Source organism: Blastocatellia bacterium (assembly GCA_025054955.1).
In the GTDB taxonomy this organism is placed as follows: Bacteria; Acidobacteriota; Blastocatellia; order HR10; family J050; genus JANWZE01.
On record JANWZE010000108.1, the window covers coordinates 61,941 to 78,717 of the forward strand.

The window sequence follows — 16,777 nt, forward strand, 5'->3', positions numbered from 1 at the left end:
CCGGCCTGATCGCCGCCATGTCAAGCGCGACGGTCGGCCGCTTGCCCGGTCTCATCAATCACCATGCCCAGCCCAAGCCCCATTTTGGCCAACACATCCTTGACTTCATTGAGCGACTTGCGGCCAAAATTCTTCATCTTCAACATGTCGCTCTCTGTTTTTTTCACCAAGTCTCGGATGGTGGTGATATTGGCGTTCTTCAGACAATTGAAGGCGCGCACCGACAATTCGATTTCATCAATCGAGCGGTTCAACAGCTCGGCCGAGATTGATGGTTTTTCGGTGATCGGTTCGGGCACCACCTCTTCCGGCTCTTCTTCTTCAAAGTTGATGAAGATGACCATGTGATCTTTGACTGTCTTGGCGGCGATGCCGATTGCATCAGCCGGATGGATAGCGCCGTTTGTCCACACTTCAATGGTCAATTTGTCGTAATCGGTCGCTTGACCCAAGCGGGCCGGTTCAACCCGGCAATTGACCTTGCGCACCGGCGAATGAACGGAATCCACCGGAATATAGCCGACCGGCAAATCGTCATCGAAGTTCTGCTCAGCGGGAACGTAGCCGCGTCCCCACTTGAGTCGCATTTCAATGTTGAGCGAGCCGCCTTCGGCCACAGTGCCAATGTAGATATCCGGGTCTAAGACTTCCACGTCGCTGTCCGTTTCAATATCACGCGAATACATTTTGCCCGGCTCCAGGCGCACGGCCCGTATAGTCTTAGGCCCCGGCCCGTGCATACGAAATGGAATGCGCTTCAAATTGAGGATCACATCGGTGGCATCTTCGACGACGCCGGGGATTGGTGAAAACTCGTGCAGAACGCCCTCAATGCGCACGGCCGTAATGGCCGGCCCTTCGATGGACGACAGCAACGCGCGTCGGATGCTGTTGCCCACCGTCGTGCCAAATCCGCGCTCAAATGGCTGGGCATAAAACTTGCCATAGCGATCCGTCAGGGTTTCTTGCTCACAAGCTAAACGCTTCGGTTTCTGGAACCCGACCCAGTATTGCATGGTTATTTCTCCACTTCACTTCGAGTACAGCTCAACAATGAGCTGTTCGTTAATGTCTTGTGTAATCGAATCCCGTGTCGGTAAGGCGACGACACGCCCGCGCAGGTTCTCGGCATCGGTAATCTGCAACCACGCCGGGCGACCGCGCCCACCCGACGTCTGAAACGCTTCTTGAATGTGCACGTTCTGCCGCCAGCGCGGCGCAATGGCGATTTCATCACCCGGTTGCACCTGGAACGAGGGGATGTCAACGCAACGCTCAACATCACCGCGCTTGACCATCACGTGACCATGTTCCACATGCTGCCGCGCTTGAGCACGAGAAAAGGCGAATCCCAATCGGTAAACCACATTATCCAGCCGTCGTTCCAGCAACATCAGCAAGTTTTCACCTGTCACACCCTTTTGCCGCGCCGCGCGCTGAAAGTAGCGCCGGAACTGGCGCTCCAGCACGCCATAGATGCGTCGCACTTTCTGCTTTTCCCGCAACTGCTCGCCATAGCCGATCAGACGCGCGCGACGCGCCATCCGCCCATGCTGCCCTGGCGGGAAAGTGCCTCGTTTATCAATCGCGCACGATGGCTTGTAACACCGTTCTCCTTTGAGAAACAGTTTCATGCCTTCGCGCCGACATAACCGACATTTTGCATCTCGATATGCTGCCATATCACTCCTTTGTTCGTGAACAGTGGGCAGCAGCGAGTGGACAGGGATCAGTTCAAATTCTCACGTTGCTCTCCACTGTTCACTGTCTACTGACCACTGCCCAAAACCTACACACGCCGCCGCTTCGGTGGACGACAGCCATTATGTGGGATCGGCGTCACATCACGAATCACCTTCACATCAAGGCCTGCCGCGTGGACAGCGCGAATCGCTGAATCACGGCCAGCGCCCGGTCCTTTGATCCAGACCTCACAACTGCGCATGCCAAACTGTTCACGCGCCAGCGTCGCGGCTCGCGTGGCCGCTTGTTGAGCGGCAAACGGCGTGCCTTTGCGCGACCCTTTGAAGCCCTGCGCGCCGCCGCTTGTCCATACCAATACGTTGCCATTCATATCGGTGACCGTGACCTGGGTATTATTGAAGGTTGACTTGATATGAACGATCCCTTGCGGGATGACTTTCTTTTCCCGTTTTTTGCCGCTCCGTCGTCCTCGTTGTGTCGCCATCGTTCACCTCACTTCTTGCCCGGCGCTTTCTTCTTCGGCACCGTCGCGCGACGCGGCCCTTTGCGGGTACGCGCATTCGTATGCGTTCGCTGACCGCGCACCGGCAATCCACGCCGATGCCGTAACCCTCGATAGCAGCCGATTTCAATCAATCGGCGAATATCCATTTGAATCTTTTTGCGCAGATCGCCTTCGACGTTCCCTTCCTGGTCAATCACCTGGCGAATGCGCGTCAATTCCTCGTCGGTCAGATCGCGGATTTTCTTATCCTCGCTCACATTGGCTTGCGCCAAAATGGCAGCAGACCGCGACCGTCCGATGCCAAAGATGTATGTCAGGCCAATGACCGCTCGTTTATTGGCCGGTAAATCAACCCCTGCTATTCGTGCCATAATCGTCCTTCACTCAAGATTCATGCTGGCCGCACGTCGCCACGAGCGTTGATGCTACGTTGACCGACTGCCGCCCGATCATCAGATGCTGTAAGCTCATCCTTGCCGCTGCTTATGTTTGGGATTCACGCAGATGACGCGCACGACCCCGTGACGGTGTATGATCTTGCACTTGTCACAGATTTTTTTCACAGATGCTCGAACTTTCATAACCTGCTGCGTCTTTGTATAGAAATTTTCCTCACGAACAAGTGACCGACTATAACACCAATCACCCAGCTTGTAAAGCATTGACTCGATCCGCCACTGAGTCGTCAAGCTGAGTGAGAATGATCGGTCCGTCTTCGGTGATGGCGATTGTGTGCTCAAAGTGGGCCGACGGTTTCCGATCAGCCGTCACCACTGTCCAACCATCAGCGGCGACTTCAACCTGATGCGTCCCCAAGTTCAACATCGGCTCAATCGCCAGCACCAGTCCGGGCCGTAGCTTGGGGCCGGTGCCAGGCTTGCCGTAATTGGGCACTTGAGGGTCTTCATGCATCTTGGTGCCTACACCATGTCCACAATAGTCGCGCACAATCCCATAGCCTCGCGCTTCAGCGTATTGCTGCACAGCATAGGAAATATCGTGTAACCGATTCCCCACGCGCGCTTGTTCGATCGCCCGGTAGAGCGAGGCTTCGGTATCCGCCACCAATTGTTTTACCTCAGGCGGTGCCTCACCGACGATCACCGTCATCGCCGCATCGCCCACATAGCCACGATAGGTCGCGCCGCAATCAATGCCGATAATATCACCTTCGCGCAACTTTCGATCCGAAGGAATGCCGTGCACAATCTCCTCATTGATCGAAGTGCACAACGACGCCGGAAATCCCCGATACCCTTTGAATGTCGGTATAGCGCCACGCGAGCGAATCTTCCACTCAGCGTAGCGATCGAGCTCGCGCGTGGTAATTCCTGGCTCAATCATCGCCCTCAAATCGCGCAGCACTTCCGCCACGATCTGTCCGGCGTGGTGAATCTTCTCGATTTCCGATCTGGTGCGAAGCCGAATCACGCTGCCGCTCCCGTCACTGCTCTGAGAATATCTTCAAACACGTGATCAACCGGTCGCCCCCCATCCACGCTGACCAGCCCGCCATGTTGCCGATAGTATTCAATCACCGGCGCGGTTTTTTCCTCATAGACATCCAATCGGCGACTAACTGCCTCCGGCTGATCATCCGACCGATGAATCAATGGCCCGCCGCAACGATCACACTGGCCAGCCTGCTGAGGCGGCTGAAAATGCAGATTGTAAATCGCCCCACACCGCGAGCAGGTGAGCCGCCCGCCAATCCGTTTGAGTAACACGTCACGATCAGCCGTGACTTCGATCACTGTCAACTCGTTGCCCTGCTCCTGTATCAACCGATTCAATAGCTCCGCCTGATGAACGGTGCGTGGGAACCCATCCAGAATGTACCCATTCTGACAATCAGCTCGCCGTGTGCGTTCTTGAATGATCTCTGCCAGAATATCGTCACTGACCAATTGTCCGCTGGCCAAAATCTCTCTGACGTGTTGCCCCAGCGGTGTCTCATTCTGAGCCATCTCGCGTAACATATCGCCGGTAGAAATCTGGGGCCAGCCAAACCGCTCGGAGAGTAATTTAGCCTGGGTTCCCTTGCCCACGCCTGGCATGCCCATCAACACGATCACTTTAGCCACAGGTTCTTATGTCACCTCATCGCTAGAATCGTCGTCCCCTCAACCGCCGCGCGCGCGGCCCCAATAGCCCATCATAGTGACGCATAATGAGCTGCGACTCAATCTGGCTCAACGTATCCATCGCCACACCGACCACAATCAACAAGGACGTGCCGCCGAAATAGAACTGGAAGCCCAGTCCATCCTGAATCCAATTCAATCCCGGCACAGTAGCCAGGAAATTAGAAATCGGCGGACCGATCCAGGGAATTTCCTGAAACTTAAACCCGGTCAAGATCACTTGTGGGATTAAACAAATGATGGCCAGGTAAATGGCTCCCACCGTCGTCAATCGCGTCAGCACCTCGCTCAAGTATTCGGACGTTCGCTTGCCAGGCCGAATGCCCGGTATAAATCCACCCGCTTTGCGCAAGTTTTCTGCCACCTCATCAGTGTTGAACACAATCGAAACATAGAAGAAGCAGAAAAAGATGATGCATAAGACAAACAACAGATTGTAAAACGGGTGACCGCCGGTATTGAACGTCATCAGGCGATCTTGTAACCACTTGGTAAACTCCCAATCAGTCGGTAAGAACTGCGCCACGGTCGTGGGAAACGCCAAGACCGAGACGGCAAAGATCACGGGGATCACTCCCCCCATGTTGACGCGCAATGGTAGATGCGTCATCTGTCCGCCCATGACGCGCTGACCAACCATTCGCCGCGCATAGCTGACGGGAATTTTCCGCTGACCGCGTTCGACAAAGACGACGGCTGCTACCACAAAAACGAAGACAACTAGCATCATCACGATACCCAACACCGTGATGGGCTCTGCGCCACTGATTTTCTCCCAAATCTGCCGCACGGCCTGCGGCAGCCCCATCACGATGCCGGCCATGATAATCAAGCTAATGCCATTGCCGATGCCACGTTCGGTGATCTGCTCGCCAAGCCACATGATAAACACGGTGCCCGTTGTCCACGTTAACGCGGCTAACGGCACAAACATCTGTGAGCTGATGCCCTGAACCAAGCCGGGTTGCTGCGTCAACCAGTAGGAGATGCCCACCGACTGCATCATACAGAGACCGACCGTTAGGTAGCGCGTATAGCGGTTTATTTTGCGCCTTCCCAACTCGCCTTCTTCCTGCAACGCCTTGATGCGTTCGGACACCACCGTCATCAACTGCATGATAATCGAAGCCGTAATGTAAGGCGTCACACCCAAAGCAAAGATGGACACAACCCGAAGGTTGCCACCCGTAAACAAATCCAACACACCAAGCAGATTATTGGCGACATCTTGCCACAACCGCTCCAGCACTTCCCCGTTGATGCCCGGCGTTTGAATCACCCCGCCGATGCGATACACGACTAACAAGCCAAGCATATAGAGAACGCGCTTGCGCAGGTCGGGAATGATAAACAAGTTGCGAAGCGTTTTTCCTAACCGATCCAACATAGATCACCTCTGCCTCGGACCGTGTCCATATCAGCTCACGAGCTGCGCCGTTCCACCGGCGGCTGTGATCTTTTGCTTGGCCGATTCAGTGAACCGATGCGCCGATATGTGTAACGGTTTTGTCAACTCGCCACGCCCCAGAATGACCACTCCGTCCAGCGTCTTTTTCAGAACGCCGCGTTCTTTCAATGTTTCGGGCGTGACCGTATCACCGGCTGCAAACCACTTGTCAAGCACATCCAGATTCACCTCCGCCCATCGCTTCTTAAAGATATTCGTAAATCCGCGCTTGGGCAACCGTCGCTGCAAGGGCATTTGCCCACCCTCAAAGCCGATCTTTCTTGAATAGCCGGAACGCGACTTCTGCCCTTTATGACCACGCCCGGCCGTCTTGCCAAGCCCTGAGCCGCGACCAATGCCGCGCCGACGCCGAGCTTTCACCGCGCCTTTGGCCGGTCGCAAATTATGTAATCCAATTGCCATACACGCCTCACCTCAGATCAAGCAACGTCTTGCCGACTCGATTCCTCAACGATTCTCAGGAGGTGGGGGACTTTCGCCACCATCCCGCGTATCCCCGGCGTATCGGGTCGCTCGACAATTTGGTTCAGCTTGGTCAACCCCAACGAACGCACGATACGCTTGTGAGCCGCCGGCCGATTGATCACGCTACGATAATACTGAATCTTAATCGTGCCAGTGCTCTGTCCCGATTGTTTTGCCTTCGTCATAACATTCACCCGTAACCTGGCCGTGAACAGCGCTCAGTGTCTTGATGTTGCCCCACTAACCACTGTTCACTAAAGAATGTCTTCAACCGCCTTGCCGCGCAGCTCAGCGATATACTCGGCGCTACGCATATTCTTGAGCCCTTCAAACACGGCCTTCACCATGTTGTGGGGATTATTCGAGCCGATGCTCTTGGTCAGCACATTTTGGACGCCACAAGCCTGCAACACCGCGCGCACAGGCCCACCAGCGATAACGCCCGTCCCTTCCGACGCGGGCTTGAGCACAACGCGACCGGAGCCAAACCGACCGATCGTCGGATGCGGCAGCGTTGTGCCTTTCAACGGCACGCGAATTAAATTCTTTTTGGCCGACTCCAGCGCCTTCTTAATCGCGGCTGGCACCTCACGCGCTTTACCCAATCCATAGCCGACAACGCCGTGTCCATCGCCGACCACCACCAACGCGCTGAACGAGAGGTTCTTGCCGCCCTTGACCACCTTGCTCACGCGATTGATGCTGACGACGAAATCTTTCAACTCAAGCCCTTCGGCTGAGACATGTTCATGATTCTTCATTCAACCTCCGTCAAACAAGCAGAACAGCGTATGGGGCGTGATGCGGCTGCATCGCGCACCGACCGGCTCTCTGCTCATCATTGCAGCTCGTCATACGCGTTCCACCAACGCTGCTCAAAATTGCAATCCCGATTCGCGCGCTGCATCCGCCAATGCCTTGACAACGCCATGATAGCGACACCCACCTCGGTCAAAGACAATCCGGGTGATGCCCTGATCCAGGGCGCGAGCTGCAATCAATCGGCCTACCTCACGCGCCGCCGCCATGTTGCTGCCCTTGGCGCCCAAACTCTTATCCAGCGTGGAAGCCGCAGCCAGCGTGTTGCCTCGCTCGTCATCAATAAGCTGCACATAAATATGTTTCAGACTGCGATACACACACAACCGCGGCCGCTCGGGGGTGCCGCGCACGCGCTTGCGAATACGAGCATGAACCGCCTGACGCATCTGCCGTCGTGATTTCTGAGCCATATCGTTCCTTACCTCTTGATCCTCCACCATGCGGCGCTAGCCGCCCTTTGTGCCCGCTTTACCCGGCTTTAATCTGACCTGTTCTTCGGCAAACCGGATGCCTTTGCCTTTGTAGGCATCGGGCCGGCGAAGGCCGCGTAAATCGGCGGCCACCTGCCCGACTCGTTGCTTGTCACAACCGGAAATCAGCACCGACATCTGATACTGGTCAATCGGCCGGTTCAGTCGTTCCACCTTGACCTGCAAGTCGGGCGGGATCGGAAACTCAATGGGATGCGAATAACCAAGCGTGAAGTGCACCACGTTGCCTTTGACTTCCGCCTTGTAGCCCACGCCCACGATGCACAACTCGCGTGTGAATCCCTCCGAAACCCCTTTGACCGCGTTGGCAACCAGCGCCCGCGTCAAGCCATGAAGCGCTGCCCACTCATCCCCGGCTCGTTCAACGTGCAACATGCCATCTTCCATCTTCACCGTGATGCCCGACGGCACAGGCGAGCGCAATACGCCTTTGGGTCCTTTGACCTCAACCGCATCGGCGCTGATCTTCACCTCAACTCCCTTTGGAATCGGAATCGGTTTCTTACCAATTCGTGACATAATGAAACTCCCTTGTCCGTGCCTCGTCCGTAGCTGCCCCTCGAACCTACATAGCGCGCCCGAACAACCAATCACGGACTAGTAGACACTACACAACACCTCGCCGCCGATATTGCGACGACGCGCCTCGCGCCCGGTCATCACCCCTTGCGACGTACTCAAGATGCTGATGCCAAGCCCGCCCCGGACACGGGGAATCTCCTGTGCGCTGACATAATACCGTCGGCCTGGCTTGGAGACGCGCTCCAACTGGCTGATCACCGCCTCGCCCTTGGGCCCATATTTCAGGTAGACGCGCAGCACTTTGTGCGCGCCCTCTCCCAGCAGCTTATAGTTGAAGATATATCCTTCCTCTCTCAAGATTCTGGCGATCTCCATTTTGATCCTGGAGGCAGGAATATCCACGCGCTGATGCCGAGCTTTTAATCCATTGCGCATTCGTGTGAGCATATCTGCAATTGGATCCGTCATACCTTCTCCACCTGCGTGGACAGCGGTCGGTGGCCGATCACAACATCTGACTCGCTCGCCACCGCTGACTGTCCACAGCGCCGTTACCAACTCGCTTTGACAACCCCTGGAATGTGCCCTTCTAATGCTAACTCACGGAAGCAGAGCCGGCACAACGCAAACTTACGAAAGAACGACCGTGGCCGACCGCACCTGCGGCAGCGATTGCGATAACGCACAGCGAATTTGGGTTGTCGTCGCATTTTTGCAAAGAAATTTTTTCTCGCCATAAAACCTATTACCGTCTCCTCATTATTCACGGTTCACGAGCGTTGAAATGGGCCTGTCATCACTAGCCCCCTTGTCGGAATGGAACCCCCAGATGGGCGAGCAAGGCGCGCGCCTCTTCATCAGTCTTGGCTGTGGTCACAAGGCAGATGTTCATCCCGCGAGCTTTGTCCACTTTATTGAAATCAACTTCGGGAAACACCAGTTGGTCCTTCAATCCGATGGTATAGTTACCGCGCCCATCAAACGATTTGGGTGAAACGCCACGAAAATCGCGCACGCGTGGCAGCACAATACTGATGAGCCGATCGAGAAATTCATACATGCGGTCGCCCCGCAAGGTCACGGTCACGCCAACGGGCATGCCCTTGCGCAGTTTGAACGCCGCAATAGATTTGCGCGCCCTGGTGATGATAGGACGTTGCCCAGAAATCGCCGCCAGCTCCTCAGCAGCCACATCCAAGACCTTGGGGTTCTGCGTGGCCTCACCCACGCCCATGTTGATGACGATCTTCGTCAACTTGGGAACGGCCATGACGTTCTTGATGTTCAGCTCTTTCATCAACCCCGGGACAACGACCTCGCGGTAGCGCTGCTTCAACCGTGGTACATATTTGGACTTCGTTGCTGCCATTGATTTCACCTTACTGATCAATATTGCCGCCGCACTTTCTGCACAGACGCGTTTTTCTCTCCCCGACGGCGCTCCATTTGACGCGCGTTGGACGATTGCATGCCGGGCAGACCACCATGACGTTAGAGATGTCCACGTAGGATTCTCGTTCTAACACACCGCCGGCCACACCACGACGCGGATCACGCCGCATGTGCCGCTTGATGATCTTGAACCCTTCGACCAACACCTTGCCTTGCCGCGGCTTCACTTCAATGACACGCCCGCGCCGTGGCACTAATCTGCCTGAGGCATCGCGTTCCATCGGGCTACCCGTCAACAGGATCACCGTATCGTTTTTCCTGACATGCACGCCGCTCATCTCAAATCACCTCCGGGGCCAACGAGACGATTTTCATAAACCGCTTCTCGCGCAGTTCCCGCGCCACCGGCCCAAATACGCGCGTGCCGAGAGGCTCTCCATCCGGCTTCAGTAATACGGCGGCATTATCGTCAAAGCGAATATACGAGCCGTCCGGACGCCGCACTTCCTTGCGCGTGCGCACGACCACGGCGCGCACGACCTGCCCTTTTTTGACCGTGCCATCAGGACTGGCCTCCTTGACATTGGCCATGATCACGTCTCCCACTGTGGCGGCCAAACCCGTGTCACCGCCCAGCGGAAGAATACAAGAAATTTTCTTCGCGCCGGAATTATCCGCCACATCCAATATGGTTCTCATGTAAATCATCGTCGTTACCTCCGCAGTATCCTCATAGGTCTGCTTGCGTCGCTCAGTTCATGACCGTTGCCTGCGTATCGTCGGCCACCGGCGCCGTGGATCGCTGGAGGATTTCCACCACCCGCCACCGCTTGCGCGCCGAGAGCGGGCGCGTCTCCATCAGTCGCACTTTGTCTCCAACGCGGCAGCCAAGCTCATCATGAGCCATAAACTTTGACCGCCGACGAAACACGCGACGGTAGTGGGGATGGCGCACAAGTCGCTCCACCGAGACCACAACTGTTTTCATCATTTTGTCGCTGGTCACCAAACCGACTACTTCACGGCGACGACCCCGTCGCTTTTGCTCTGTTGTTTCCACCGCTGGTTGTATCTCGCTCATAACCCCTTTGCTACTTGGTCATCTGGCGCTCACGCAAAATCGTGTAGACGCGCGCCAAATCTTTCTTCGACTCTCGATACGCCTTGGTCACTTCGGTCTGGCCTAACCTCAGCTTGAACCGCAAGCGAAAGATGTCCTCTCGCAGGCTTTCGAGTTTCGCCCGTAACTCCTCTGTACTGAGATTACGCAACTGTTCTGCTTTCATCATCCCCTCTATCCCAGTTGATCGTGCCGGCTGACGAATTTGGTTCGCACACACAATTTGGCGGCAGCCAGTCGCATCGCCTCGCGGGCCATGTCTTCACTGACCCCTTCCATCTCGTAAATGATCCGACCCCGTTTGACGACGGCCACCCATCCTTCGGGAGACCCTTTCCCCTTGCCCATACGCGTTTCCAGCGGCTTCTTGGTAATCGGCTTATCCGGGAATATACGAATCCACAGTTTGCCGCCACGCTTGACAAAGCGGGTCATGGCAATACGAGCTGCTTCAATCTGCCGGTCTGTTACCCAACCACATTCGAGGGCCTTTAACCCATAGTCGCCAAACGCCAGCGACGAACCACGCACCGGCGTGCCGCGCATGCGTCCACGATGCTGTTTGCGATATTTCACTTTCTTTGGCATCAACATAAGACTGTTCTCCCAACTGTGCGAGCGCCGCGCTCTAGCGTCGCCCTGCTGGGCGCGGCCCCTTTGTCATCGCCGTCTCCGGGCTCAGCACATCGCCATGGTAAATCCACACCTTGACACCCAACGTGCCGTAGGTGGTATAGGCTTGGGCAAAACCGTATTCCACGTCGGCCCGCAGGGTCTGTAACGGCAACCGCCCTTGCAGGTACCACTCCGAACGGGCAATTTCCGCCCCATTGAGTCGGCCCGAAACGCGCACCTTGATCCCTTGCGCGCCAAATCGCATGGCATCATCTACGGCCTTGCGCATCGCTCGGCGAAAGGCGACCCGTTTTTCCAACTGCTGGGCCACTTTCTCAGCCTGCAATTGCGCGTTCAGCTCTGGCCGGTCAACTTCCTGAATGCTGATGAGCACCTCTCGACCCGTGCGCGCCTGAATATCGCCGCGCAGTTTATCAATCTCCGCCCCCTTACGACCGATGATGATCCCCGGTCGGGCTGTATGAATGAGAATCTTCAACTTATTCGCCGCGCGTTCCACACCGATATGAGACACACCTGCGCCGGTGAAACGCTTCTTCAAATCCTGCTTCAACTGCAGGTCTTCCAACAACAGATTGGCATACTCCTTCTTGGCAAACCAGACGGAATGCCAGTTGCGAATGTAGCCTAAACGAAAACCATAAGGATGCGTCTTTTGTCCCATGCCTCACTCCTGTGTGACTACCGTTCGGTAGAGACTACAACGGTAATGCGACTGGAGCGCCGCCGCTCCGCATAAGCCCGACCACGAGGAGCAGGCCGATACCGGCGCGCGCCAGCGCGATACTTTGTCGGTCCTGAATCAACAAAGCATCGTTTAACAAACAAAGCGTCCATGTCCACCAGCACATTTTGCTCATCGGCCTTTTGCTCGGCGTTGGCGATAGCCGCGTTCAACACCTGCAAAATCTTATGAGCAGCGCGCTTCTTCGTGTAAAGCAGAATCGAGCGCGCCTCGTTGACGCCTTTGCCGCGAATCAAATCAATGACCAATCGCATCTTCTGCGGCGATCCAGGAATACGTTTGGCAACAGCCCATGCTTCCATATTTATCTTTCAACCTTCTCACTCAAGATGTCCGCCATTCAACGATCACGCCCCTTCACGCCTTTTTAACCGCCTTCTCACTCTTTTCAGGATGCCCCTTAAATGTGCGCGTCGGCGCAAACTCCCCTAGTTTGTGTCCGACCATGTTCTCCGTCACGTAGACGGGGATGAACTTCTTACCGTTATGCACGGCGATGGTCAAGCCAACCATTTGAGGAATCACCGTCGAGCGCCGGGACCACGTCTTGATGACCTTCCGGTCACCCGTCTCCTGCGCTCCGATGACTTTCTTGAGCAAGTGATCGTCAATGAATGGGCCTTTTTTTAATGATCGTGCCATATCACAACTCGCTCGTTGCTGATCGCCTGCGGCCAGCCGCGGACGCCCGCCCGCGGCGACCTGCAACTATTTCGTCCTCCGTTTGACAATGTACTGATCGGTGCGCGGATTATTTCGTGTCTTGTAGCCGCGCGTTGGTTGTCCCCACGGCGTCACCGGATGGCGGCCGCCGCTCGTCTTGCCTTCGCCACCGCCATGCGGGTGATCCACGGGATTCATGGCCACGCCACGCACATGGGGGCGAATGCCCAGGTAACGGCTCCGTCCGGCTTTGCCCAAGGAAACATTCTCATGATCCAAATTGCCGACCTGACCAATCGTGGCCATGCAGTTGACGTGCACCTTGCGAATCTCGCCAGAGGGCAATCGAATTTGCGCATAATTGCCCTCGCGCGCCACCAACTGCGCCGCCGCGCCCGCGCTGCGAGCCATCTGACCGCCCTTACCAGGCCGCAGCTCGATGTTGTGTACTGTTGTACCAAGCGGAATGTGACTGAGCGGCAGCGCATTGCCAACCAAAATATCAGCGTCCGGCCCAGCCACAATCGTTTGCCCTACCTTCAATCCGTGTGGCGCCAGGATGTACCGCTTCTCGCCATCTGCATAACTGACCAAGGCAATCAGCGCCGACCGATTCGGATCGTACTCAATCGTCGCGACCTTGGCCGGAATACCGATCTTATCGCGCTTGAAATCAATCAACCGCAACCGCCGTTTGTGGCCGCCGCCGCGCCGCCGAACGGTTATATGCCCATTATTGTTCCGCCCGTCGGTTCGCCGCTTGCTGACCAACAGTGGCTTGTAGGGCTTCTCAGCCGTGATCTCCTGTTTGTCTAAGTATGTCTGAAACCGTCGTGACGGCGTCACAGGCGCTACTGATCGAATTGCCATGTTCCCTCCAACCGATTAAATCACTTCTGCGTACTCGGTAATACGGTGTCCAGGCTTGAGCGTGACATAAGCTTTTTTCCAGTCACTTTTTCGCCCAACCAATCGGCCAAAACGAAAGACCCGCTTGCCCCGCTGATTGACGATGCGAACCTGCTCGACTTGGACCTTGAAAATCCTTTCGACAGCCTGCTTCACCGACGTTTTCGTGGCCCGGCTGTTGACCCGAAACACCAACACCTGCGGACCTTCATCTTCAGGGCGATCTTTCAACGAGAGCGCCTTTTCCGTCACCACCGGCGCTTTAATCACATCCCACACGTTCTGCATCTTCACTCCCTCTGAACTACTTAGCCAGGCGTTGCTCAAGTTCTTGAATTGCCGCCTGAGAAAAGACAATCTGCCGATAATTGAGCGTATCGTAGATGTTCAACTCGCGACTATCCACGAGCTTGACCAATGGCAGGTTGCCTGACGCTAACGCCAGGTTTTGATTCTCATGAGAATCCACAATCAGCGTCTTGTTGGTCAGTCCCAACCCGCGCAGCGTTTTAGCAAATTCCTTTGTCTTGTGCGTCGGCAAGCTGAATGCCTCGAACACCTGTAGGTTCCCTTCACGCAACCGCTCGGACAAGGCGGAGCGTAAAGCCCCACGGACCATCTTCGCCGGCAACGTATAGGCGTACTGGCGCGGCTGCGGGCCATGAACCGTTCCTCCATGTCGCCACAATGGCGAGCGCAACGAGGCAACACGCGCTCGTCCTGTCCCTTTTTGCCGCCAAAGCTTCTTGCCTGCGCCGGAGACGCGGCCGCGTGTCTTGGTGGCTACAGTGCCGGCGCGCTGTTTGGTCATGAACCATCGCACAGCCTCGTAAATTAATGCCGGATTGTGAGGCGCGGCAAACACCTCATCGGACAACTCCACTTGACCGATCACTTCATTGTTCAAGTTTTTCAAGTCCACTGTCGGCATGATTCATCTCCTCGCCTTTTCGATCACCACATAGCCGCCATTGGGCCCCGGAACAGCGCCGCGCACCATGAGCAAATGTCGTTCAGTGTCAACTCCGACGACAGTCAAATTGCGCACCGTCTGTCGCTGCATGCCCATGTGCCCCGTCATGCGCGCGCCCGGCCACACCCGCGATGGAAAGCTGGACGCGCCAATCGAGCCCGGCGCACGGTGGAACATAGACCCGTGCGAAGCCCGACCGCCGCGAAAATGATGACGCTTGACGAAACCAGCGAATCCGCGCCCCTTGGATGTGCCCCTGATGTTCACCAGATCATTTATCACGAACTGATCAACCAGCACGGAATCGCCCACGTTGATGCTTTCATCGGCGGCCTCTAAGCGAAACTCTCTGAGAATGCGCGTCGGCGGCACGCCAGCACGCTCGAAGTGCCCGCGCATCGGCTTATTCACTTTGCGCGGCGGCTTCTCTTCCACGAAGCCCAACTGCACAGCTTCGTAACCATCCTTGGCCACCGTCTTTCTTTGCACCACGACACAAGGACCAGCTTTGATCACCGTTGCCGGAACAACCGTGCCATCATCCTGGTAGATTTGCGTCATGCCAAGTTTCTTGCCAATGATTCCGTTCACCATGGTCTACGCTCTCTCCGATCACCGTTGCAGAGGTTGGCTCTCTTGCCTGCATAGCACACGAGCCAGCCTTCTGCGGTCATCATTACTGATCTCGCCCGAACGCCTTAATTTCGACGTCCACGCCGCCTGGCAAATCTAATCGCATCAGGGCGTCAATCGTCTGAGGCGTCGGGTTCAAGATGTCAACCAATCGCTTGTGCGTGCGAATCTCGAATTGCTCACGTGACTTCTTGTCCACGTGCGGTGAACGATTGACGGTGTAGCGGCTCTTATCCGTTGGCAACGGAATCGGGCCCGCTACGCGAGCGCCTGTGCGCTTGGCCGTCAGCACAATCTCTGACGTTGACTGATCCAACACGCGATGATCGTACGCCTTCAAGCGAATTCGTATTTTCTCATTCAACATAAATCTGATCCTTGGCTCATCGCCCGAGTCTACGCAATGATGTCGGTGACGGTGCCGGCGCCGACCGTGCGTCCACCTTCGCGGATGGCAAACCGCACGCCCCGCTCCAACGCGATCGGCGTGATCAACTCCACCTCCAACGACACATTATCCCCCGGCATCACCATCTCCGTCCCTTCCGGCAAATAGACCGTCCCCGTCACATCCGTCGTCCGAAAATAAAACTGCGGCCGATACCCCTTGAAAAACGGCGTGTGCCGCCCACCTTCCTCCTTCCTCAACACGTACACCTCCGCCTTGAACTTCGTGTGCGGCGTGATCGTCCCAGGCTTGGCAATCACCTGCCCCCGCTCCACCTCCTTGCGCTCCACCCCTCGCAACAACAACCCAACATTGTCTCCCGCTACACCCTCGTCCAACAACTTCCGAAACATCTCCACCCCCGTGCACACCGTCTTGCGCGTCGGCATGATCCCCACTATCTCCACCTCATCTCCCACCTTCACCTTCCCACGCTCAATCCGACCCGTCGCCACCGTCCCTCGCCCACTGATCGAAAACACATCCTCCACCGGCATCAAAAACGGCTTGTCCACCTCCCGCTGCGGCGTCGGTATGTACTCATCCACAGCCTTCATCAACGCCTCCACCGACGCCTCCCCCTCCGGATCCCCCTCCAACGCCTTCAACGCACTGCCCCGCACCACCGGCAACTCGTCCCCAGGAAATCCATACTTGCTCAATAACTCCCGCACCTCCAACTCCACCAAATCCAGCAACTCCGGATCATCCACCGCATCCACCTTGTTGATGAATACCACAATGTACGGCACGTCCACCTGCCGCGCCAACAAGATGTGCTCCCGCGTCTGCGGCATCGGCCCATCCGTGGCCGCCACCACCAAAATCGCCCCATCCATCTGCGCCGCCCCCGTAATCATGTTCTTGATGTAATCCGCATGCCCAGGACAATCCACGTGCGCATAGTGCCGCTTCTCCGTCTCATACTCCACATGCGCCGTCGCGATCGTGATCCCCCGCGCCTTCTCCTCCGGCGCATTATCTATCGAATCAAAACTCCGAAACACCACCTTCGGATTCTTCTTCCCTAATACCTTCGTGATCGCCGCCGTCAACGTCGTCTTCCCATGATCTATATGCCCAATCGTCCCTACGTTCACATGCGGCTTGTCTCGCTCAAACTTCTCTTTGGCCATA

The 16,777-nt window shown here is 56.1% G+C and carries 30 protein-coding genes; all 30 read right to left on the reverse strand.

From position 1 onward, the window contains the following. Positions 1-20: 20 nt before the first annotated feature. The 30 genes from NZ823_13935 to tuf all read right to left on the reverse strand — a co-directional run bounded on the left by NZ823_13935 (position 21) and on the right by tuf (position 16,776). Complete coding sequence (locus NZ823_13935) at positions 21-1,016, reverse strand: DNA-directed RNA polymerase subunit alpha (GenBank protein ID MCS6806226.1); 996 nt, start codon at positions 1,014-1,016, stop codon at positions 21-23. A gap of 15 nt (positions 1,017-1,031) precedes the next feature. Further along, on the reverse strand, positions 1,032-1,682 hold the full coding sequence (gene rpsD, locus NZ823_13940; protein MCS6806227.1) for a 30S ribosomal protein S4: 651 nt from the start codon (positions 1,680-1,682) through the stop codon (positions 1,032-1,034). 107 nt (positions 1,683-1,789) lie between these two features. Further along, complete coding sequence (gene rpsK, locus NZ823_13945; protein ID MCS6806228.1) at positions 1,790-2,188, reverse strand: 30S ribosomal protein S11; 399 nt, start codon at positions 2,186-2,188, stop codon at positions 1,790-1,792. A gap of 8 nt (positions 2,189-2,196) precedes the next feature. Beyond that, complete coding sequence (gene rpsM, locus NZ823_13950; protein ID MCS6806229.1) at positions 2,197-2,580, reverse strand: 30S ribosomal protein S13; 384 nt, start codon at positions 2,578-2,580, stop codon at positions 2,197-2,199. Between the two features lie 96 nt (positions 2,581-2,676). After that, on the reverse strand, positions 2,677-2,790 hold the full coding sequence (gene rpmJ / locus NZ823_13955) for a 50S ribosomal protein L36 (protein MCS6806230.1): 114 nt from the start codon (positions 2,788-2,790) through the stop codon (positions 2,677-2,679). 61 nt (positions 2,791-2,851) lie between these two features. Continuing rightward, positions 2,852-3,640: a type I methionyl aminopeptidase gene (gene map, locus NZ823_13960; GenBank protein ID MCS6806231.1), complete on the reverse strand. Its 789-nt coding sequence runs from the start codon at positions 3,638-3,640 to the stop codon at positions 2,852-2,854. Beyond that, the gene (locus NZ823_13965; GenBank protein MCS6806232.1) at positions 3,637-4,293 is read right to left on the reverse strand and encodes an adenylate kinase; all 657 of its coding nucleotides are present in this window, start codon (positions 4,291-4,293) and stop codon (positions 3,637-3,639) included. The genes map and NZ823_13965 overlap by 4 nt, the downstream gene beginning before the upstream one ends. Positions 4,294-4,315: 22 nt before the next feature. Further along, positions 4,316-5,740: a preprotein translocase subunit SecY gene (gene secY / locus NZ823_13970; protein MCS6806233.1), complete on the reverse strand. Its 1,425-nt coding sequence runs from the start codon at positions 5,738-5,740 to the stop codon at positions 4,316-4,318. A gap of 30 nt (positions 5,741-5,770) precedes the next feature. Beyond that, complete coding sequence (rplO, locus tag NZ823_13975) at positions 5,771-6,217, reverse strand: 50S ribosomal protein L15 (GenBank protein ID MCS6806234.1); 447 nt, start codon at positions 6,215-6,217, stop codon at positions 5,771-5,773. A 23-nt stretch (positions 6,218-6,240) separates the two neighbouring features. Further along, entirely contained in the window at positions 6,241-6,471 is a 231-nt protein-coding gene (gene rpmD, locus NZ823_13980) for a 50S ribosomal protein L30 (protein ID MCS6806235.1), read from the reverse strand. 69 nt (positions 6,472-6,540) lie between these two features. Next, positions 6,541-7,047 carry a 30S ribosomal protein S5 gene (rpsE, locus tag NZ823_13985; GenBank protein MCS6806236.1) on the reverse strand — a complete coding sequence of 169 codons (507 nt, stop codon included), beginning with the start codon at positions 7,045-7,047 and terminating at the stop codon, positions 6,541-6,543. Between the two features lie 114 nt (positions 7,048-7,161). Beyond that, positions 7,162-7,518: a 50S ribosomal protein L18 gene (rplR, locus tag NZ823_13990; protein MCS6806237.1), complete on the reverse strand. Its 357-nt coding sequence runs from the start codon at positions 7,516-7,518 to the stop codon at positions 7,162-7,164. 36 nt (positions 7,519-7,554) lie between these two features. Next, on the reverse strand, positions 7,555-8,118 hold the full coding sequence (gene rplF, locus NZ823_13995; protein ID MCS6806238.1) for a 50S ribosomal protein L6: 564 nt from the start codon (positions 8,116-8,118) through the stop codon (positions 7,555-7,557). Positions 8,119-8,196: 78 nt separating this feature from the next. Next, a complete protein-coding gene (rpsH, locus tag NZ823_14000) occupies positions 8,197-8,589 on the reverse strand; it encodes a 30S ribosomal protein S8 (protein MCS6806239.1) in 393 nt (130 codons plus the stop codon). Between the two features lie 83 nt (positions 8,590-8,672). Then, entirely contained in the window at positions 8,673-8,858 is a 186-nt protein-coding gene (locus NZ823_14005; protein ID MCS6806240.1) for a type Z 30S ribosomal protein S14, read from the reverse strand. 62 nt (positions 8,859-8,920) lie between these two features. Further along, complete coding sequence (gene rplE, locus NZ823_14010) at positions 8,921-9,490, reverse strand: 50S ribosomal protein L5 (GenBank protein ID MCS6806241.1); 570 nt, start codon at positions 9,488-9,490, stop codon at positions 8,921-8,923. A 10-nt stretch (positions 9,491-9,500) separates the two neighbouring features. Continuing rightward, positions 9,501-9,851, reverse strand: a complete 351-nt coding sequence (gene rplX, locus NZ823_14015) for a 50S ribosomal protein L24 (protein MCS6806242.1) — start codon at positions 9,849-9,851, stop codon at positions 9,501-9,503. 1 nt (position 9,852) lies between these two features. After that, the gene (gene rplN / locus NZ823_14020; GenBank protein MCS6806243.1) at positions 9,853-10,221 is read right to left on the reverse strand and encodes a 50S ribosomal protein L14; all 369 of its coding nucleotides are present in this window, start codon (positions 10,219-10,221) and stop codon (positions 9,853-9,855) included. Between the two features lie 43 nt (positions 10,222-10,264). After that, positions 10,265-10,594, reverse strand: coding sequence for a 30S ribosomal protein S17 (gene rpsQ, locus NZ823_14025; protein MCS6806244.1), 330 nt, complete (start codon positions 10,592-10,594; stop codon positions 10,265-10,267). Positions 10,595-10,604: 10 nt separating this feature from the next. Continuing rightward, complete coding sequence (rpmC, locus tag NZ823_14030) at positions 10,605-10,799, reverse strand: 50S ribosomal protein L29 (GenBank protein ID MCS6806245.1); 195 nt, start codon at positions 10,797-10,799, stop codon at positions 10,605-10,607. Positions 10,800-10,807: 8 nt separating this feature from the next. Beyond that, positions 10,808-11,227, reverse strand: a complete 420-nt coding sequence (rplP, locus tag NZ823_14035) for a 50S ribosomal protein L16 (GenBank protein MCS6806246.1) — start codon at positions 11,225-11,227, stop codon at positions 10,808-10,810. Between the two features lie 34 nt (positions 11,228-11,261). After that, positions 11,262-11,933, reverse strand: a complete 672-nt coding sequence (gene rpsC / locus NZ823_14040) for a 30S ribosomal protein S3 (protein ID MCS6806247.1) — start codon at positions 11,931-11,933, stop codon at positions 11,262-11,264. Between the two features lie 17 nt (positions 11,934-11,950). Then, positions 11,951-12,316, reverse strand: coding sequence for a 50S ribosomal protein L22 (gene rplV, locus NZ823_14045; protein MCS6806248.1), 366 nt, complete (start codon positions 12,314-12,316; stop codon positions 11,951-11,953). Positions 12,317-12,371: 55 nt separating this feature from the next. Beyond that, positions 12,372-12,656, reverse strand: coding sequence for a 30S ribosomal protein S19 (gene rpsS, locus NZ823_14050; protein MCS6806249.1), 285 nt, complete (start codon positions 12,654-12,656; stop codon positions 12,372-12,374). A 66-nt stretch (positions 12,657-12,722) separates the two neighbouring features. Continuing rightward, a complete protein-coding gene (rplB, locus tag NZ823_14055) occupies positions 12,723-13,547 on the reverse strand; it encodes a 50S ribosomal protein L2 (GenBank protein MCS6806250.1) in 825 nt (274 codons plus the stop codon). A gap of 15 nt (positions 13,548-13,562) precedes the next feature. Further along, positions 13,563-13,874 (reverse strand): 50S ribosomal protein L23, encoded by a 312-nt coding sequence (gene rplW / locus NZ823_14060; protein ID MCS6806251.1) that lies wholly within the window; start codon positions 13,872-13,874, stop codon positions 13,563-13,565. Between the two features lie 16 nt (positions 13,875-13,890). Then, positions 13,891-14,517 carry a 50S ribosomal protein L4 gene (gene rplD / locus NZ823_14065; protein MCS6806252.1) on the reverse strand — a complete coding sequence of 209 codons (627 nt, stop codon included), beginning with the start codon at positions 14,515-14,517 and terminating at the stop codon, positions 13,891-13,893. Positions 14,518-14,520: 3 nt separating this feature from the next. Further along, positions 14,521-15,153, reverse strand: coding sequence for a 50S ribosomal protein L3 (gene rplC, locus NZ823_14070; protein ID MCS6806253.1), 633 nt, complete (start codon positions 15,151-15,153; stop codon positions 14,521-14,523). An 82-nt stretch (positions 15,154-15,235) separates the two neighbouring features. Further along, positions 15,236-15,559 carry a 30S ribosomal protein S10 gene (gene rpsJ / locus NZ823_14075; protein MCS6806254.1) on the reverse strand — a complete coding sequence of 108 codons (324 nt, stop codon included), beginning with the start codon at positions 15,557-15,559 and terminating at the stop codon, positions 15,236-15,238. Positions 15,560-15,588: 29 nt separating this feature from the next. After that, positions 15,589-16,776 (reverse strand): elongation factor Tu, encoded by a 1,188-nt coding sequence (gene tuf / locus NZ823_14080; protein MCS6806255.1) that lies wholly within the window; start codon positions 16,774-16,776, stop codon positions 15,589-15,591. Between the last annotated feature and the right edge of the window lies 1 nt (position 16,777).

Bases quoted from the DNA above. Each gene is read 5' to 3' on its own strand.
- NZ823_13935 (MCS6806226.1), bottom strand. From the start codon at position 1,016: ATGCAATACTGGGTCGGGTTCCAGAAACCGAAGCGTTTAGCTTGTGAG.
- rpsD (MCS6806227.1), bottom strand. From the start codon at position 1,682: ATGGCAGCATATCGAGATGCAAAATGTCGGTTATGTCGGCGCGAAGGC.
- rpsK (MCS6806228.1), bottom strand. From the start codon at position 2,188: ATGGCGACACAACGAGGACGACGGAGCGGCAAAAAACGGGAAAAGAAA.
- rpsM (MCS6806229.1), bottom strand. From the start codon at position 2,580: ATGGCACGAATAGCAGGGGTTGATTTACCGGCCAATAAACGAGCGGTC.
- rpmJ (MCS6806230.1), bottom strand. From the start codon at position 2,790: ATGAAAGTTCGAGCATCTGTGAAAAAAATCTGTGACAAGTGCAAGATC.
- secY (MCS6806233.1), bottom strand. From the start codon at position 5,740: ATGTTGGATCGGTTAGGAAAAACGCTTCGCAACTTGTTTATCATTCCC.
- rpmD (MCS6806235.1), bottom strand. From the start codon at position 6,471: ATGACGAAGGCAAAACAATCGGGACAGAGCACTGGCACGATTAAGATT.
- rpsE (MCS6806236.1), bottom strand. From the start codon at position 7,047: ATGAAGAATCATGAACATGTCTCAGCCGAAGGGCTTGAGTTGAAAGAT.
- rplR (MCS6806237.1), bottom strand. From the start codon at position 7,518: ATGGCTCAGAAATCACGACGGCAGATGCGTCAGGCGGTTCATGCTCGT.
- rplF (MCS6806238.1), bottom strand. From the start codon at position 8,118: ATGTCACGAATTGGTAAGAAACCGATTCCGATTCCAAAGGGAGTTGAG.
- rpsH (MCS6806239.1), bottom strand. From the start codon at position 8,589: ATGACGGATCCAATTGCAGATATGCTCACACGAATGCGCAATGGATTA.
- NZ823_14005 (MCS6806240.1), bottom strand. From the start codon at position 8,858: ATGGCGAGAAAAAATTTCTTTGCAAAAATGCGACGACAACCCAAATTC.
- rplE (MCS6806241.1), bottom strand. From the start codon at position 9,490: ATGGCAGCAACGAAGTCCAAATATGTACCACGGTTGAAGCAGCGCTAC.
- rplX (MCS6806242.1), bottom strand. From the start codon at position 9,851: ATGAGCGGCGTGCATGTCAGGAAAAACGATACGGTGATCCTGTTGACG.
- rplN (MCS6806243.1), bottom strand. From the start codon at position 10,221: ATGATTTACATGAGAACCATATTGGATGTGGCGGATAATTCCGGCGCG.
- rpsQ (MCS6806244.1), bottom strand. From the start codon at position 10,594: ATGAGCGAGATACAACCAGCGGTGGAAACAACAGAGCAAAAGCGACGG.
- rpmC (MCS6806245.1), bottom strand. From the start codon at position 10,799: ATGAAAGCAGAACAGTTGCGTAATCTCAGTACAGAGGAGTTACGGGCG.
- rplP (MCS6806246.1), bottom strand. From the start codon at position 11,227: ATGTTGATGCCAAAGAAAGTGAAATATCGCAAACAGCATCGTGGACGC.
- rpsC (MCS6806247.1), bottom strand. From the start codon at position 11,933: ATGGGACAAAAGACGCATCCTTATGGTTTTCGTTTAGGCTACATTCGC.
- rplV (MCS6806248.1), bottom strand. From the start codon at position 12,316: ATGGAAGCATGGGCTGTTGCCAAACGTATTCCTGGATCGCCGCAGAAG.
- rpsS (MCS6806249.1), bottom strand. From the start codon at position 12,656: ATGGCACGATCATTAAAAAAAGGCCCATTCATTGACGATCACTTGCTC.
- rplB (MCS6806250.1), bottom strand. From the start codon at position 13,547: ATGGCAATTCGATCAGTAGCGCCTGTGACGCCGTCACGACGGTTTCAG.
- rplW (MCS6806251.1), bottom strand. From the start codon at position 13,874: ATGCAGAACGTGTGGGATGTGATTAAAGCGCCGGTGGTGACGGAAAAG.
- rplD (MCS6806252.1), bottom strand. From the start codon at position 14,517: ATGCCGACAGTGGACTTGAAAAACTTGAACAATGAAGTGATCGGTCAA.
- rplC (MCS6806253.1), bottom strand. From the start codon at position 15,153: ATGGTGAACGGAATCATTGGCAAGAAACTTGGCATGACGCAAATCTAC.
- rpsJ (MCS6806254.1), bottom strand. From the start codon at position 15,559: ATGTTGAATGAGAAAATACGAATTCGCTTGAAGGCGTACGATCATCGC.
- tuf (MCS6806255.1), bottom strand. From the start codon at position 16,776: ATGGCCAAAGAGAAGTTTGAGCGAGACAAGCCGCATGTGAACGTAGGG.